The sequence below is a fragment of the Alteromonas sp. MMG017 genome, assembly GCF_018100795.1.
Taxonomy (GTDB): domain Bacteria; phylum Pseudomonadota; class Gammaproteobacteria; order Enterobacterales; family Alteromonadaceae; genus Alteromonas.
The window spans coordinates 388,450-404,812 of record NZ_JAGJDY010000004.1; the positions used below are offsets into that span (position 1 = coordinate 388,450).

The following is a 16,363-nucleotide window of genomic DNA, read 5'->3' on the forward strand; positions in this document are numbered from 1 at the left end:
CCACTATGACAAAAAAGCCCATTGAGGTGCAACGCATGCCACCCCAATAGGCCATTTATCAAATTAGCTTACGATTTACTTAAAAGGTGTAACGCGCACCCAATGCATAACGCGCACCTAATTCATCTATTTTCCACAGCATAGCGCTGGTTCTTCCGTGTCGACGAATGTTTTCATCGGTAATGTTTATCCCTTCAAACGATACCGTCAATGCGTCAGACACCTCGTACGACATACTAAAATCAATCTGTGAGTATGCTTCGGTATAGCCTGGCTCATTCACATATTGAGACGTGGTATCTAAGAACTTATCACGCCAGTTATAGGCAATACGTGCTTGCAGTGCGTCCATTTCATACATGAAAATCAGGTTGGCGGTATCACTCAAGCCGACTAGCGCAAACTGGGTAATACTTGGGTTAGCATTATTATCAAACCCGATGTCGCCAGTCACCGTTGTATAGTTCGCTTGAATACCAAAACCGGTATCGCCGAAGAAATGCTGAGCAGCCAGCTCAAATCCGTAAATATTGGCATTTTTGTTATTCACAGGCTTCGAATTGATGAAAGTCATCAATGGATCGTCACCATTTGGAATAATGTCATATTCTGCTTCAAACTGTTCATCGGTCATAGAGTCGTAATCGACGCCATTTTCCATTGCAGCAACCATGTTAAATAACGAGGTATCGCTGATGGGAATACCGCGCGCTTCAAGCTCATCCATAGCGGCTTGTGCTCGAGGGCCGGCGGTAGCATCCGTCAAACCAAAAATATTCTCTTCAACCTGCTCGTTACCAATAAAGTTTTTAACGCGTTTATCGTAAAAACCTACCGATACGTAACTGGTTTCATCAAAGTAGTATTCTAATGACAAATCTACGTTGTCTGACTCAAGGGGTATAAGGGCAGGGTTACCAGAACTTGCCGTTGCCGTTGGGCCATCGCTAAGCAACGTCGGGCTACTTGGCGTACCAACGGTAGAAGCCGCACTTAAGTTGTTATAAGTCGGTCTGGCGATGGTTTTGCTATATGAGAAACGTGCAATCACATTTTCCATTACTTCAATATCGAAATCTAACGCCGGCAGGAAGTGATCGTAGCTTGAATCAACCTCGACATCTTCCATGTCGCTACCGAAACGAACGTTAAAGTCGTTGTTACCTTCCCATGCAATCCCGCTAGGCAAACTGATATTCGCAATAGAAGTAACATCCGTATTTTCGTAACGAATACCGGTCAATAGGTTGTATTCCATACCATTGAGCTCACCGGATAAATCGAACTCGAAATAAACCGATGTAATATCTTCTTCAATAGTACGGTTAGTGGCGAATGGGTTGTTGGCAAGTAAATCGAAACCATACTCGTCAGCGGCGAAAGCACCAATTTCAGCCACACTTCCGGTGAAACCTTGTGAAAACATCCCCGTAGTATTGAAATCACTAAATTCACTAGCTAAATCGAGCGGCGTTAGTGAACCAGCTGGTAATTCACCCGGATTTTCAATACCCCAGTTACCCATGGTATGCCGTGTAAGTGATTGCAGCGATGTACTTTCCATCGCACGAGATTCAATACCGAAGTTAATACTTCCGGTATCCATAGCGTAGCTACCGTCAATGCGAGCTTGGGTGATTTCGGTTTCTTGTGAAGCAAAGTTCATATCAAGAATGGATGTACCTACATCGTCTTGGTCAAGTACGCCATTTCCATTTAGATTTGTACGAGAAACATCGTCAAAATCTAGCATCATGATAGGGAAGTCACCGGAGAAATCGACACCTTGACCGCGGGCAACATTCGCGCCAAGACCAAGGTTAGTCCATGTACCATAGGGCGAATCTGGGCGACCTTCTGCTGTAGAGTTATGTAAGTCGAAATGCAGCGTTAGATCATCGGTAGCGAAGTATTTAACGTTGAAGCCTACTGATTTATTTTCGTTAACCTGATTAAGCTCTTGTAACGCTAGGCCTAAATCTCGAGGCAATAAATCTCTGCGCTCTTGCGTGATAAGTACGGGGGTTTTAACCGTATTATCATCGAACGTTAGGTTAGTAAAGTAGCGGTCATCCATCCAAATAGATTGTTCCGCACGGGCTTCATATAAGTCTTGTTTTGAGTACGTGTAGTCAAGAGTAGCCACTAAATTATCGCTTGGCGCATACTGAAAAGTAAGCTGGGCGTTGGTACGCTCACGCTCTCTATCTGCCATGTAATAACGTAAATCTGAAGGGATACCAAATAATTGCCCCATCGCTGGTGCATTGTTTAAAACAATGGGATCACCACTATCTGGGTTAGCTGGATCGGGTGATTGTGGCACAGTGCCATCGAATGGTTTCACGCGCCATTCGTTTACGAATGCCCCCTGAGCTGCACTGTCGCGCTGTTGATAAGAACCTGTAAAGGTCACGCCAAATGTTCTGTCATCATCTAGATAATTAATAAAGCCAGACAACTCAGGAGTAACATCGTCACCCACGCGATTTGTGGTGTCATGCAATGCCTTGGCGCCAACACTCGCCATGATGCCTGTTTCAGAGGCATCAAATGGTCTTGCAGTACGAATATTTACCGAGGCACCAATACCACCAGTGGCTATACTCGCGCGGCCGGTTTTGTAAACTTCTACAGCTCGTACACTTTCAGAGGCTAAATCAGAAAAGTTAAATGCACGGGAATTACCAACACTACCACCATTAGGTAATGCTGCGCCTGGCATCGTTCTGCCATTTAGCGTCACCATGTTGAAATCTGGCCCGAAACCACGTGCTGTAATTTGGCTACCTTCACCGTTATTTCGGCTTATCGATATACCGGTAATACGTTGAAGGGATTCTGCCAAGTTTGTATCAGGAAACTTGCCAATGTCTTCAGCGGAAATAGCATCAACAACACCCGCTGAATCACGCTTAATGCCCATCGATTCTTGAACACTGCTTCGAATTCCAGATACTTGAATGACTTCTATATTGTCATTTTCGCTAGCTTCCTGTGCTTGTACTGGGAACATCAGGCCTGTTCCCAATATTAAAGACAGACTAGTAGCGATTTTAGATTTGTATAGCTTGTTATGTGTCACTGTCTTTCTCTCTTATGTTGTGCTGAGTGATGAGCGCCTCCCAAGAAAGGGCTTTCTCAGGTTTATCAACGAAACACCCGCAAGAGAAAGCGCTTTCTCAAAACTAAGTCATCCTAGACTAAAGATCAACATTTTTTTCACACAAAGTTCACAACGAAAAGCCAGCTTTAAATCGAACACCTAGTTACATTAATATTTCTTATTTAAAATCATAATCTTGAGTTATCCCCTAGAATATTATTAATTGACTAATCTAGACCAAATGTAAACGGGCATTTTCTAACGTAAAGATAAAATATAACAACTTTACAAAGAAAGCGCTTTCTCAAAATATTGAGTTCATGCTATAAACAAAATAGGTGAAGTCATCCATCGCGCTTATTTCTCACGCTTTCCAACCTTCACCTCGCTACATTATTGAGAATTGTAATAGGACCTTTAGAAATGATGAAAGACATAGAGCTACCCAAAACAAGCCCAATGCTAGAAAAACAATTTACGTTTGGAACAGCAACTTCTTCTTTTCAAATAGAGGGGGATGCTGAAAACCGAATGGAAAGTATTTGGGATGTTTTTTGTCGTACCCCTGGGGCAGTAGCTGATAATTCTGATGGTGCTGTAGCGTGTGAACACATTCTTAGGTGGCGTGAAGATGTTGAAATGCTAAAGCAACTTGGCGTAGATGCGTATCGCTTTTCTATATCATGGCCTCGGGTAATGAATCAGGAAGGGGAATTGAATGAAAAAGGAGTTTCTTTTTATATTCAATTGCTTGACGTGTTAATTGAGGCGAATATAAAGCCTTTTGTTACCCTTTACCATTGGGATTTACCACAGTATTTAGAAGATAAAGGCGGGTGGCTATACCGTCAAACGGCGTACGATTTTGCAAACTATGCCGACAAAATTACCGCTGCCCTTGGTGAGCGAGTTTATTCCTATGCCACCTTTAATGAACCCTTTTGTTCTGCATATTTAGGCTACGAAATTGGTGTTCATGCCCCTGGACGAAAAGGAAGAAAGCGGGGTAGAGCGGCAGCGCATCACATTTTGCTTGCCCACGGATTAGGCATGCAAGTGCTAAGAAAGAATGCTCCTCATGCTTTGAATGGCATCGTTTTAAATTTTACGCCATGCTATAGCGCATCAGATTCAGAGGCAGACAAACTTGCTACAGAAATGGCGGATCAATATATTAATCAATGGTATATGCAACCTGTAATGGAAGGTAGTTACCCCTATGTTATTGATGCATTGGCTGAGAATGATAAACCTCCTATTGAGTCAGGCGATATGGAAATTATTTGTCAGCCTTTAGATTTTCTTGGCATTAACTTCTACACCCGCCTTCACTACTCTGCACCCAGTAAAGCTGAAGACCTATTCCACGAGCACGCCCATCAAGCACCCATGACAGATATTGGTTGGGAAATTTACCCTGAAGCTTTACGTGAACTACTCGTTTCTTTGCATGAGCGCTATAAACTACCTCCTGTGTACATTACAGAGAACGGGGCTGCCATGGCAGATGTCCTTCAAGATGGTATGGTAGACGATGAGGGTAGAATTGATTATTACACAGGACACTTAAACGCGGTAAACGAGGCAATGGAATCTGGCGTGAAAGTGAGTGGTTACTTCGCATGGAGCCTAATGGATAATTTTGAATGGGCTGAGGGCTATGAAAAACGGTTCGGGCTTGTATATGTTGATTTTGATACGCAAGAACGTACGTTTAAAAACAGCGCGAAGGCTTACCAACGTTTATTAGCTAGTCGTAAATAACAAATATAAGAAGGAATACGCTGTGAATCATTCGCTAAGTGTAAGGGAAAAGATTGGTTATGGGTTGGGAGATGCAGCGGCTAATCTAGTTTGGCGTGGTGCCCTTGCATACCTAGCGGTATTCTACACCGATACTTTTGGATTGACCGCGGCGGCGGCCGCTATGCTTTTTTTGGTGGTACGCCTTACTGATGGTGTCACCGACATTATTATGGGAATGATTGCCGATAGAACGCAGACTAAACTAGGTAAATTTCGACCTTGGATATTAGGTTCTACCCCGTTTCTCGGTTTGTTCATGGTGCTATGTTTTACCACTCCTGATTTTTCTTATACAAATAAGCTCATTTATGCCTACCTGACCTACATAGGGCTAACATTAGCTTACACGGTAAATAACGTCCCCTATTCCGCATTAATGGGTGTGATGACAAGCGACGACCGGGAACGCACGAGTCTATCCGGCTTTCGTTTTGCTGGCGCGTTTATGGGCGGCCTGTTAGTTATGGGCTGTTTACCGATGCTGGTTGCGTTTTTCGGTGAAGGCGATACCGCAAAGGGCTATCAATATGCCATGTATCTTTTTGCTACCTTATTGGTCGCACTCATGTTCACAACCGTAGCGACAACGAGAGAAAGGGTGCCAGTCGTGCAAAACGACGGGGCAAGCTTACTTCAAGAGTTAAAAGATCTGTCTCGGCAGCTACCTTTAATTCTGTTTCCACTCTCGGCAATCACTGCCTTTTTCTATTATCGAAACTGGCCTAGTGGCATTGCTTTCGTGGTGGTTATTTCAATAACCTCTTTCTTTATTAAGCGCCTTGTTAACCGACCTGAAGCGCAAAATAGCCGTTCACAACAAGACATCATTGATTTACTTACCAATAAACCTTGGGTCATTTTGCTAGGCATGGGCTTCCTTACTATGATGTTTAACGGCATAAAGTACGGTGTCATTGCCTATTACTTTAAGTACTACATTGGTGATGAATTGCTCACCGGATACTATTTTATCGCCTTATTGGTGGTCTCGATATTGGGCGCATTGGCCACACCAGCATTGTCGCGTTATATGGGCCGGAAAAAGCTATTTATTGTCTCGTTATTGGCAAGCAGCGCACTGACATGTGCGATTTACTTTGTTCCACAAGGATCTGTGACAGGCATATTTGTACTAGGCTGTGGTGCTGAATTTTTCGCTGCGATTATGCCAACCTTATTCTTTTCCATGTTGGGCGACTCTGCAGACTATAACGAATGGCGCACAGGCCGAAGAGCAACCGGCTTAGTGTATTCGGCTGGCTCTTTCGTACAGAAAACCGGTGGGGGCTTTGCAGGCGCATTAGTACTGTTAGTGCTAGGCAGTTATGGCTATGACGGCATGCAAGTCGATTCTATTTCGCAAACCTTACCAGGTATGCAAGCATTGATGAGCTGGATACCTGCCTGTTTCGGTATAGCCGGTGCGCTCCTTATTATGCTTTATCCGCTTACCGATGCGCGCCAGCAAGAAGTGACAGAGACTTTACTTAAGCGCCGTAGCGCAACTGCCTGAATAACGGCATAATGCTTTATATAATGCGAACACCGCATTAATGAGCATCAAAACTAAGTTGGGGGAAGTGATACGTGGCAACAATCTATGAAGTAGCTGATAAGGCAGGGGTCTCGTTGTCGACGGTATCTCGGGTTTTAAACGGTAAAACTACTGTAAATCCCGCCTTAAAAGCCAAGGTAGAAGAAGCCATGTTAGCGCTAAACTATCGCCCCAACTCCATCGCTCGTTCACTGGCCACCAGCCGCTCAGATAGTGTAGGCATTCTAGTTTCAGAGCTAAACTCGCCATTTTTTGGTGACTTGATGCAAGCCGTAGAGCTAACCCTAAGGGCCGCTGATAAGCACGTTATTATTACGGTAGGGCACAATAACTTAGAAACCGAACAAGATGCCGTCGAGTTTTTAATTGGCCGTAATTGCGATGCTATTATCATGCACGCTGAAGCCATGAGTGATGAGTATTTAAAAACGCTTAATGCATCTCGCCTCCCAATTTCTTTGGTTAACCGCCAAGTTAATGGCGTGGGTGAGGGGTGTATTGTGTTAGACAATGAAAAAGGCGGTTATTTAGCCACTCAGCATCTAATTAGTCTAGGCCATAAAAGTATTGCCTATATATCGGGCCCTTCTGATAAATGCGATGCCAACCAACGATTGGCAGGTCATAAGCGCGCGCTTAAAGACGCCGGAATAGCCTTTACGCCGAACTTAGTCTTTGAAGGAAACTACACCGAAGAAGATGGGAAGGCAGGTTTATTAGAACTACTTTCCGGTGACACGTCTTTTTCAGCATTGGTGTGCGCGAATGATTGGATGGCTTCAGGCGCGATGAGTTGCGCTAGGGATTTAGGAATGAACCTACCACAAGATTTATCTATTGTAGGCTTTGATGACGCTGTATTTGCTCACCATGTATTTCCGCGACTGACCACCGTTAGCAACCCTATCTCTGAGATGGCTGCAATGTCAGCACGACACATTTTAAATGTGGTGTATGGCTATAAAGATGAAGTACAAACTTTGTTTCAACCGTCATTGATTATACGAGAGTCCACCATGGCCTATGAAGCTTAAAGGCGCACTCGAAATTATAAATCTGGTTTATGGCATCATCTCTTTCTAAGATAAATGCATCTTACTGTTCCATGTGAAACCTTTAACCTTTTTTCGGAGCTACCTTTATGCGTTTAACTGTTACCATCATTTTATTGCTAAGCTGTTTAAATGCCTTTGCTGCAGAAGTAGTTTCCTCACCTATAGCACCTCGAACTAGTACAAAAGATAAAGCTTTGCTAGAAGCCGAAGAAAAAGTAAATAAGGTGCTTGATGCGCTACACCAATTAGCGAGTGATGCAAACTTCGACGATTATTTCGCCTTGTATAGTAATGACGCTGTTTTCATTGGTACAGATGCTACTGAGGTATGGACAATTAATGCCTTTAAAGCCTATGCACAACCTCATTTTTCAAAAGGGCAGGGGTGGACATATACTCCCCATTCAAGGCATGTGTATTTTTCAAAAAATCGAGATGTGGCGTGGTTCAATGAGCTTTTGGACAACAAAAGTTTAGGCGTGACACGTGGAACCGGTGTATTGATACTAGAGAACAATGCGTGGAAAGTGAGCCAATACCACCTAACCATCCCAGTGCCGAATGCGCTAGCCGATAGCGTTGCAGAACAGATTAAATCACATAGAAAAAAGGGCCAATAATGGCCCTTATTTATTGGTTAGCTGCTAACGCTATGACTGAGTTAGCGGCTGAATCTCTAGTTCTACACGACGGTTCATCGACCTATTAGCAGCAGTATCGTTTGGCACTTTAGGCTGATATTCACCCATACCTACTGTAGTAATACGGGTTGAATTAACGCCGTAATTCAATAACACGTTTCTAACTGCACCCGCTCGGCGCTCTGATAACCCTTGGTTATATTGTTCCGAGCCTGTGTCGTCAGTGTGGCCTTTTATCATCAGTACCGTTTTTTCATAGTTATTCACTACTTTGGCAACATCTTGAAGTACTGGGTTAAAGTTGGGGCTGATAGAAGAACTGTCGGTTGCAAACGTGATGTCACCCGGCATTATCAAACGTAAGTTATCACCTTCTCGAACTACTTGAACGCCCGTATCAGATAATTCACTACGAAGTTCTTCTTCTTGCTTATCCATATAACCACCAATTGCGCCACCCGCAATGGCACCAACCGCTGCCCCCCACGCGTAGCGACTTTTATCGTTATCTCCTGTTGCCTTACCTAGCAATGCGCCCATGACAGCGCCAATGGCAGCCCCTTTCTGAGAATTTGAAGGGTCATTAGCACAGCCTGCAACAGCTAAAGATGCCGCTATTAAAGTAATTCCTATTTTCTTTTTCATAACATCCTCGGTACGTCGTTATTAATTATTACGGTGAAGACGAGCTTACGCTTACTTTTAAGCTTTTCACTTGCACACTCGCGTCACTTCTATCTTTTCTGTTATTAAATTATCGTCTCACTACACTGTTTAATAAACCGTGCAATAAACTGTGCAATACGTTTTGAGCAATAATTATTGAGCACTGTTAAGTAGGAAGTGCAGCAATATATATTCCACATTCATTAATTGGCTTGAGTGTAACCAATAAACGAAAAACATTAAGGGCATTATAGAGGAAGTAAACTGAACGTAAGCTAAACGGCTGCCTGAAGTGCTAGCCGTGGGATGCCTTAACTTCGAATGTGATATTTTGATAAACCCGTGAATACGAGATATATGCGCTCGCCCGTTTAAATAATGTTGAGATATAGTGCGAATATCTTTGTAAAGGGTACAGACCAACGCAACGTTCTTACTTAGTCGCGTTTCTACGACAGTGTGTGCCTAACACACTGCTGAACTTACACCGAACCTCTACACTGTGTTGGATTCGATGCACTTACCCGATAGACACCGAGCGTTCGAAAAAGGCATTAACGTCAATTTTATAATCAGCGGCAATAGCTGCTTTTGAAACCTTAACGTTTTTTTCTGATGCTAAATCAATATCTTTCGGCTCTAGATAATGTGCATTTCGAACTGAGTAAAATACCTTAACTTTAGGCGCTAATGGCGAGTCAGTTTGCTCTATCACCATGGCTAGCCGTTCATTAGACAGTAATACTAAGCTTCCTACTGGATAGATACCCATGCATTTGATAAATTGCTGTACTAACGGTAAATCTAATCGAGACGGCGCATCACTGAGTAAAATAGAAAACGCTTTTTGACTCGACATGCCAGATTTGTAAACTCTATCTGCAGTTAGGGCATCGTACATATCCGCAATAGCCAACATACGGCCTTCATGGCTAATATTTTCACCTTTAGTGCCCATAGGGTACCCTAACCCATCTAAGCGCTCATGATGCTCGCTGATAGTTCTAATTAAGGTCTTGTCTAAGTCGGTTTCATTTAAATAATCTACACCGTGTTTAACATGCCCTTTCATGATGTCCATTTCATCATCAGTTAAACGGCCAGGTTTATGCAGAATTTCATCGGGTATTTGAATTTTACCCAGATCATGAAGAAAGCCCGAATAGGAGAGATCTTGAACTTCACTTTCGGACATTCCTAAATGACGACCAAAGTTAGCCAGTAAGATGGCAACATTCAAAGAATGTTCTAGTAGGTAATCGTCCTTTTCACGAATTTTCGTCAGGCACAATAACGCATCGGGATTGCGGTCTACTGAGGAAACCAACTTTGCTGAAAATTCTTTCGGAATACTGCTATCAAAAGGCTGTGCTTTTTTAACACTGTTAAGCAGCTGCTTTTGGATGCGCTTACCTTGCACGTGCAACTTAGTTGCGCGGGTCAATTCATTTTCAAGGCTTGCCTTAGGCGCTTTCTCTTCGACTTTTTTGCTTACCGGCGCTTTCTTTTCAGCTTCAGGTTCACCTGTAGATACGCTAAAGGCTTTGTCAGTATCGACAACAAGGGTTAACACTCCCCTTTTTTTAAGAGCATCAGCAATAGCTTGCGAAGTAACTCGCCCTTGGCTTTTAACTGAAAGTTGACCTTTCTGCTCCAGGATTTGATGTACAAACATACCCGGTTTCAAGTCTTTTATTGTAATTTTTTTAAGCATTATGAGTGAGATACCACTTTAAAAAACGCCACACCAACTGGTGATAAAATGTGCCATACATGAATACGTTAAATTACTTTTCTAGTTCAGCCAATAAAGTATATAAACTGGGCTTCCACCCATAAACTTTCATGTTCACTCTATGGTTTTTAACTAAGACTCCTTCCGACACTAGCAATGCACGCTGCTCTTCTGCTAGCTCAGAACCTGCTGGAAATGCTATTTTTCCATCGGATCTTATAACTCGATGCCATCGAGTAGTAACATCAGAGTCTTTTAAGCACTTTCCTACAAGTCTAGCCTTACCCGGCAAACCTGCAAGGTCTGCTAGCTGCCCATAGCTGACTACGAAACCACTTGGTACAATTGAAAGCGTTTTTAGTATTCTGGATTTTATCGCCATATTAACCATAATGCATATTATCCATTCTAACTATTTTCCACTTTTTAAAAATAGGAACTTTCTCAAAAACCAACACTATGAGAGCTAAATGTAAACAGTGCAATTACCCTACAAGCACCTGTATTTGTGATGCGGTATCTTTAGTTGCAATACCAATTAAGATTATTGTAATTCAACACGTTAAAGAATCTGCCAATGCTAAAAACACGGCGAGATTAATTAAGCTTTGTGCTAACGATGTAGAGATAATTACTACTGATAATATTAGCGAAATGGAATCATTAGCTTCAAGATGCAGTGTTCAATCAACAGCACTTTTATATCCCAGTGATAGCAGTATTGCGCTTGAGTCACAACGGGAGCACGTTGCTTCAGCGCTTCAAACCCTATTGGTCATAGACGGTAGCTGGAAGCAAGCTTACGCTGTGTTACAACAATTTCCATGGTTATCGTCTATACCGAGCTTTCATTTCGAGCACGCCCCCGCTACACAATATAGAATAAGGCATACTCGAATTCGTGAAGGGTTATCAACTCTTGAAGCAACAGCCTATACATTAAACACACTATATAATATTGATACTCAGCCTTTCATAAAGTTACAAGAGGCCATGCAAGATAATTGGAGAGGCCCAAAATCCCACCAGCGAGAGACCTAACCCCTAGGCATCCATTGGAATAAACCCTTTTTGATCTTTAATCAGTGTTATCCAATTTCTTATCGCGGGGTAAGCAGCAAGATCGAAGCCTCCCTCGTGTGCGACATGGGTATAGGCAAACAGTGAGATATCGGCCAGCGAAACATGATTACCTAGCAAAAACGGGGTTTGACTAAGTTGCTTATCCATCACTTCAAGCGCTCTATAGCCGCCGGCTTGCTTCGCCTCATATTCTGCTTTTCTGTCATCAGGTAAGCCAAGATAAAGATTGATATAGCGCGCAACCGCAATATAGGGTTCGTGACTGTATTGCTCGAAGAATTGCCATTGTAGTAAAGTGGCAAAAGTAAAAGGTGAGGTGGGTATGAACGTAGAGCCCGACGCTAAATAATGCATAATGGCGTTAGACTCAGACAACACACGTCCATCATCTAGCTCTAGAATAGGAATTTTACCGTTAGGGGACTTAGCTAGGAAGGCATCTGTTCGACACTCTCCTTTAAGAATATCGACATCAATCCACTCACATGCCTTCCCAAGTAATGCCAGTAAAAGCTGTAATTTATAGCAATTACCAGAGCGCTTATCACCGTAAATTAGCATGTCACTCTCCTGTTGAAATCTGCTTAATCTATAAGCTACCCGTAGTAGAAGGATTCTACAAATAGAAAGACAAGCCAAGCGGCTGGTAAAGGCATCATGCACATAAGTAATCTAAGCTTTTGGGGTTTGCTTAGAATTCTACGTAACGTTTCTTTATTGGTTTCTATCGACTCTATTTTCTTACTTAGCGTTGACTTTACGCCACTATTTGCCTGCTGACGTATTAACTGAGTAATTTCGCTTTCATGCTCTGTCATGATGATGTTTGACACGGTACGCATTCGCTTAGCTACTATAATCATGGGTAAAAACAAATACGCTGAAATCAAACCGGCATAAACGGTGAGAATCACAATATCGAAGAAAGGAACAGGTTTGTTGATCCAAAAAATCGGTGTTAACGCAAATCCACTAACCGCAATTAAGGTATTCGACAGGGCCATGTTGAATATTTCACGCAGCGAATTCAGCTCTTTTGTAGAATCAGAATGTTCTGTTGATGCCAGCTTCTGCAAATAATGAGTGTTGCTAAATACCTGTAAAATAAAGAGCGTTAACAATAACCAAAAAGGGATGGATGTGAGTGCGATAACAAGTACTTCTGCCTCATCTATCCGTGTCACAAGCCCTTCTGATAATAAATAGGCAACCGGCATGATAACCCCAACCGAGGTTGACCACATAAGGTGTCTTGCGAACTGCCTACCTAACACACCGCGATGATGATTAAACTGACTTAGCTTTTCTAGGCTTACTAACACTGCAATTAACGTACTTGCCGCATTCTTATGCACATTTCTAATCGTAAGCCAAAAAAAACCAGAAAGCAGCGTAGTGCCTAGCGCCGTATTAAAATCTCGTTGATGGTCATCATCTAGAACTGGCCACGTTAATGCGCCGGTCCAATTATGAATAAGTAGTAAAATTAACACTAAGAAGAGTGGGTACGCCCATACACTTACTACATTGCGGTTACTCTCGTAAGCACTGAACTTCATCGTCTTTTTAATCGCTAATTTTAATAAATAGGAAAGGGGACATATGCGTTTACTGAACGCTGAACTGGGAATTATACGGGTATAGGAAGAGCAAACCAAATTTAAAAAGTGCTTAATTATCGCCTTTTAAGACTAGCTGTAAAGCTGACGGGCTAAATCAAGGTTTCAACTATTGATACCAGTCCCCACGACACGGGAACCAATATTAACGCAGCTATTGTTTTTAGTTTATCACTGCTGTTGCATACTTCACTGGGTGCACGAACCACTTTTAGCTGCCTATCATCGCGGTTGTGATTGTTCGTAACATTTTGCCCTTGTTTTAAGGTACGAGATTTCTGCTGTTTTAAAATCGATTTTAATTTCAATAAGGGCGTGAATGTATATGTCACAATTAACAGTGACATACTTACCACCGCTATCACTTCCAAAGGTGACACTGTTACGTTAAACCAAAATATTGGCAGAACGGTTAATAGGCCTAAGGCAATTAGGGCATTAGTCAGAGAAAGCTTGGTAATTACACTAAAAGATGCCCAATAGTCAGAGGACTTATTGGTTCCTGGAAGTACCTGTTTTAGCAGGTAGGTCACATTCGATCTTACTTGAAATAAAAATAGGGAAGTGAGAAGGCTAAAAGTAACAAATGAGGCAATGTATGAAATGCCTTTGATGTTATAGCTTTCGTTACTAACATCGCCTAAAAATGCTAATACAACCATAAACATAGATGAAATTATTAATGAGTTAATAATTTGGTGATGAAACGCTTTTGTTAGCTTTTGTCTGTGTACTGAAAACTGACCCAGCTGATTTTTTTTAACCAATAGCGAAATTAAACTGCTGGCTACGTTTTGATGAATGTAACGAAAGCCAAACCAAAAATACCCAATGAATAACGAAATACTTACCGCAGAATTAAAGCTTCGCTGTGCAGCCATATCACCTGAATCCGGCCAGTAAAAAGCACCCGAGTACATATTCAATAGCGGTATCGCTAATAAAACTAATAAAGGAAATAAGCCAATAAACTGTTGCGGTTTACTAGTTGGAGGAGCTATTTTCATAAAACCATCGTATCTACTAACGAAAGGATACGGACAGACTGCTTTTGTATTACTACCAATTAGTCGCAATCTGAGTAGACAATCATTATATTCAGCAATTCTTATGTTAATCGATTGACGTTTTTATTTACACTGTTTATCTATCAATTCAAATAAAAAAACCCGCCAAAAGGCGGGTTTTTATAAACAGCTATTAGATTACTTGCGTAACTTCTGAATAAGGCGAAGTTGTGCGATAGCTTCAGACAGCTCTTGAGCTGCTTCTGCGTAATCAAAGTCTGCGCCTGGGTTGGCGATGTGCTCTTCTGCACGTCGTTTGGCTTCTTCTGCTGCTTGTTCGTCAAGATCTTCTGCACGAACCGCAGTATCAGCTAGCACGGTGACATTACCAGGCTGTACTTCAAGTACACCACCAGCAACGTAGATTAATTCTTCTTCACCGAACTGCTTAACCAAACGCACCATACCAGGTTTAATAGCAGAGATAAGTGGCGCGTGACCTGGGTGTATACCTAGTTCACCTTCGCTACCTGTCACTTGAATCGTTTCAACAAGACCAGAAAAAATTTCTTTTTCTGCGCTTACTACGTCCAAATGTACTGTCATTGCTGCCATAGAACCTCCTGATTAGGTACGTTAGCACATTAATAGGCTGACTCTGTCAGCCACATAATTATGCTTTATTGGCTTTCTCTTGCGCTTCTTCGATAGAACCAACCATATAGAAGGCTTGTTCTGGTAGAGAGTCATACTCACCTTCCAGGATACCTTTAAAGCCACTGATAGTGTCTTTAAGCGATACATATTTACCTGGAGAGCCAGTGAATACTTCTGCTACGAAGAAAGGCTGAGAAAGGAAGCGCTGAATTTTACGAGCACGTGATACCACTTGCTTGTCTTCTTCAGACAACTCGTCCATACCTAGGATGGCAATGATGTCTTTCAACTCTTTATAACGCTGAAGTACAGTTTGTACGCCACGTGCTACGTCATAGTGCTCTTGACCGATAACTAATGGGTCAAGCTGACGTGAAGTTGAATCTAGTGGGTCTACCGCAGGGTAGATACCAAGAGACGCGATATCACGAGAAAGTACAACTGTTGCGTCTAAGTGAGCAAAGGTTGTTGCCGGAGATGGATCCGTCAAGTCATCCGCAGGTACGTATACCGCTTGGATTGACGTGATTGAACCTGTCTTCGTTGACGTAATACGTTCTTGAAGTACACCCATCTCTTCTGCAAGTGTAGGCTGGTAACCTACCGCAGACGGCATACGACCTAGAAGAGCAGATACTTCTGTTCCAGCTAGGGTATAACGGTAGATGTTATCTACGAAGAATAGTACGTCACGACCTTCGTCACGGAACTTCTCAGCCATAGTAAGACCTGTCAAAGCAACACGTAAACGGTTACCAGGAGGCTCATTCATTTGGCCGTAAACCAACGATACTTTATCAAGTACGTTAGAGTCGTTCATTTCATGATAGAAATCGTTACCTTCACGAGTACGCTCACCAACACCAGCGAATACAGAGAAACCACTGTGTTCGATTGCGATGTTACGGATAAGCTCCATCATGTTTACAGTTTTACCTACACCAGCACCACCGAATAGACCAACTTTACCACCCTTAGCGAATGGGCAAACCAAGTCGATTACTTTGATACCAGTTTCTAGTAATTCTACTGAGCTAGACTGATCTTCGTAGCTAGGCGCTGCACGGTGAATAGACATACGGTCTTCTTCGCCAATTGGGCCTGCTTCGTCGATTGGGTTACCCAATACGTCCATGATACGGCCAAGTGTAGCTGTACCCACTGGAACCATAATAGGGTTTTCAGTGTTCTCTACAGCCAAACCGCGCTGTAAGCCATCAGTAGAACCTAGGGCGATAGAGCGAACTACACCGCCACCTAATTGTTGTTGCACTTCTAGGGTTAACCCAGACAAGCCACCTTCGGTAACTCGTAGTGCGTCATAAACTCTTGGTACCGCAGTTTGTGGAAACTCAATGTCCACAACGGCGCCAATGATTTGGACGACCTTACCTTGACTCATAATTTGTCCTCGTTATCTTTTAGAAACCTTT

The 16,363-nt window shown here is 42.6% G+C and carries 14 protein-coding genes; 5 read left to right on the forward strand and 9 right to left on the reverse strand.

From position 1 onward, the window contains the following. Positions 1-79: 79 nt before the first annotated feature. A complete protein-coding gene (locus J8L84_RS08585; RefSeq protein WP_211070322.1) occupies positions 80-3,085 on the reverse strand; it encodes a TonB-dependent receptor in 3,006 nt (1,001 codons plus the stop codon). Positions 3,086-3,532: 447 nt separating this feature from the next. Between J8L84_RS08585 and J8L84_RS08590 the strand changes: the two genes are divergently transcribed. The 4 genes from J8L84_RS08590 (at position 3,533) to J8L84_RS08605 (ending at position 8,142) form a co-directional block, all read left to right on the forward strand. Next, a complete protein-coding gene (locus J8L84_RS08590) occupies positions 3,533-4,870 on the forward strand; it encodes a GH1 family beta-glucosidase (protein WP_211070384.1) in 1,338 nt (445 codons plus the stop codon). A gap of 22 nt (positions 4,871-4,892) precedes the next feature. After that, complete coding sequence (locus J8L84_RS08595; protein WP_211070323.1) at positions 4,893-6,425, forward strand: MFS transporter; 1,533 nt, start codon at positions 4,893-4,895, stop codon at positions 6,423-6,425. Between the two features lie 74 nt (positions 6,426-6,499). Beyond that, a complete protein-coding gene (locus J8L84_RS08600) occupies positions 6,500-7,501 on the forward strand; it encodes a LacI family DNA-binding transcriptional regulator (RefSeq protein ID WP_211070324.1) in 1,002 nt (333 codons plus the stop codon). A gap of 107 nt (positions 7,502-7,608) precedes the next feature. Next, complete coding sequence (locus J8L84_RS08605) at positions 7,609-8,142, forward strand: nuclear transport factor 2 family protein (protein ID WP_211070325.1); 534 nt, start codon at positions 7,609-7,611, stop codon at positions 8,140-8,142. A 30-nt stretch (positions 8,143-8,172) separates the two neighbouring features. On the opposite strand, the gene J8L84_RS08610 is transcribed toward J8L84_RS08605, so the two are convergent. The 3 genes from J8L84_RS08610 to J8L84_RS08620 form a co-directional block, all read right to left on the reverse strand. Beyond that, complete coding sequence (locus J8L84_RS08610) at positions 8,173-8,808, reverse strand: OmpA family protein (RefSeq protein ID WP_211070326.1); 636 nt, start codon at positions 8,806-8,808, stop codon at positions 8,173-8,175. A 541-nt stretch (positions 8,809-9,349) separates the two neighbouring features. Then, positions 9,350-10,543, reverse strand: a complete 1,194-nt coding sequence (locus J8L84_RS08615; protein ID WP_211070327.1) for an HD-GYP domain-containing protein — start codon at positions 10,541-10,543, stop codon at positions 9,350-9,352. 73 nt (positions 10,544-10,616) lie between these two features. Continuing rightward, entirely contained in the window at positions 10,617-10,955 is a 339-nt protein-coding gene (locus J8L84_RS08620) for an MGMT family protein (protein ID WP_211070328.1), read from the reverse strand. A gap of 68 nt (positions 10,956-11,023) precedes the next feature. Between J8L84_RS08620 and J8L84_RS08625 the strand changes: the two genes are divergently transcribed. Then, entirely contained in the window at positions 11,024-11,605 is a 582-nt protein-coding gene (locus J8L84_RS08625; protein ID WP_211070329.1) for a tRNA-uridine aminocarboxypropyltransferase, read from the forward strand. Between the two features lie 3 nt (positions 11,606-11,608). Here J8L84_RS08625 and J8L84_RS08630 read toward each other — a convergent pair whose 3' ends face one another. The 5 genes from J8L84_RS08630 to atpD form a co-directional block, all read right to left on the reverse strand. Next, a complete protein-coding gene (locus tag J8L84_RS08630; RefSeq protein WP_211070330.1) occupies positions 11,609-12,208 on the reverse strand; it encodes a glutathione S-transferase family protein in 600 nt (199 codons plus the stop codon). 35 nt (positions 12,209-12,243) lie between these two features. Continuing rightward, complete coding sequence (locus J8L84_RS08635; RefSeq protein ID WP_211070331.1) at positions 12,244-13,206, reverse strand: hypothetical protein; 963 nt, start codon at positions 13,204-13,206, stop codon at positions 12,244-12,246. A gap of 152 nt (positions 13,207-13,358) precedes the next feature. Further along, on the reverse strand, positions 13,359-14,273 hold the full coding sequence (locus J8L84_RS08640; protein ID WP_211070332.1) for a hypothetical protein: 915 nt from the start codon (positions 14,271-14,273) through the stop codon (positions 13,359-13,361). Positions 14,274-14,471: 198 nt separating this feature from the next. Beyond that, entirely contained in the window at positions 14,472-14,888 is a 417-nt protein-coding gene (locus J8L84_RS08645; protein WP_211070333.1) for a F0F1 ATP synthase subunit epsilon, read from the reverse strand. A 58-nt stretch (positions 14,889-14,946) separates the two neighbouring features. After that, the gene (gene atpD / locus J8L84_RS08650; RefSeq protein WP_013786810.1) at positions 14,947-16,332 is read right to left on the reverse strand and encodes a F0F1 ATP synthase subunit beta; all 1,386 of its coding nucleotides are present in this window, start codon (positions 16,330-16,332) and stop codon (positions 14,947-14,949) included. Positions 16,333-16,363: the final 31 nt, after the last annotated feature.

Excerpts from the sequence above, each read along its gene's own strand:
- J8L84_RS08645 (WP_211070333.1), bottom strand. The coding sequence starts at position 14,888 with ATGGCAGCAATGACAGTACATTTGGACGTAGTAAGCGCAGAAAAAGAA.
- J8L84_RS08605 (WP_211070325.1), top strand. The coding sequence starts at position 7,609 with ATGCGTTTAACTGTTACCATCATTTTATTGCTAAGCTGTTTAAATGCC.
- atpD (WP_013786810.1), bottom strand. The coding sequence starts at position 16,332 with ATGAGTCAAGGTAAGGTCGTCCAAATCATTGGCGCCGTTGTGGACATT.
- J8L84_RS08610 (WP_211070326.1), bottom strand. The coding sequence starts at position 8,808 with ATGAAAAAGAAAATAGGAATTACTTTAATAGCGGCATCTTTAGCTGTT.
- J8L84_RS08630 (WP_211070330.1), bottom strand. The coding sequence starts at position 12,208 with ATGCTAATTTACGGTGATAAGCGCTCTGGTAATTGCTATAAATTACAG.
- J8L84_RS08590 (WP_211070384.1), top strand. The coding sequence starts at position 3,533 with ATGAAAGACATAGAGCTACCCAAAACAAGCCCAATGCTAGAAAAACAA.
- J8L84_RS08625 (WP_211070329.1), top strand. The coding sequence starts at position 11,024 with ATGAGAGCTAAATGTAAACAGTGCAATTACCCTACAAGCACCTGTATT.
- J8L84_RS08620 (WP_211070328.1), bottom strand. The coding sequence starts at position 10,955 with ATGGTTAATATGGCGATAAAATCCAGAATACTAAAAACGCTTTCAATT.
- J8L84_RS08615 (WP_211070327.1), bottom strand. The coding sequence starts at position 10,543 with ATGCTTAAAAAAATTACAATAAAAGACTTGAAACCGGGTATGTTTGTA.
- J8L84_RS08635 (WP_211070331.1), bottom strand. The coding sequence starts at position 13,206 with ATGAAGTTCAGTGCTTACGAGAGTAACCGCAATGTAGTAAGTGTATGG.
- J8L84_RS08640 (WP_211070332.1), bottom strand. The coding sequence starts at position 14,273 with ATGAAAATAGCTCCTCCAACTAGTAAACCGCAACAGTTTATTGGCTTA.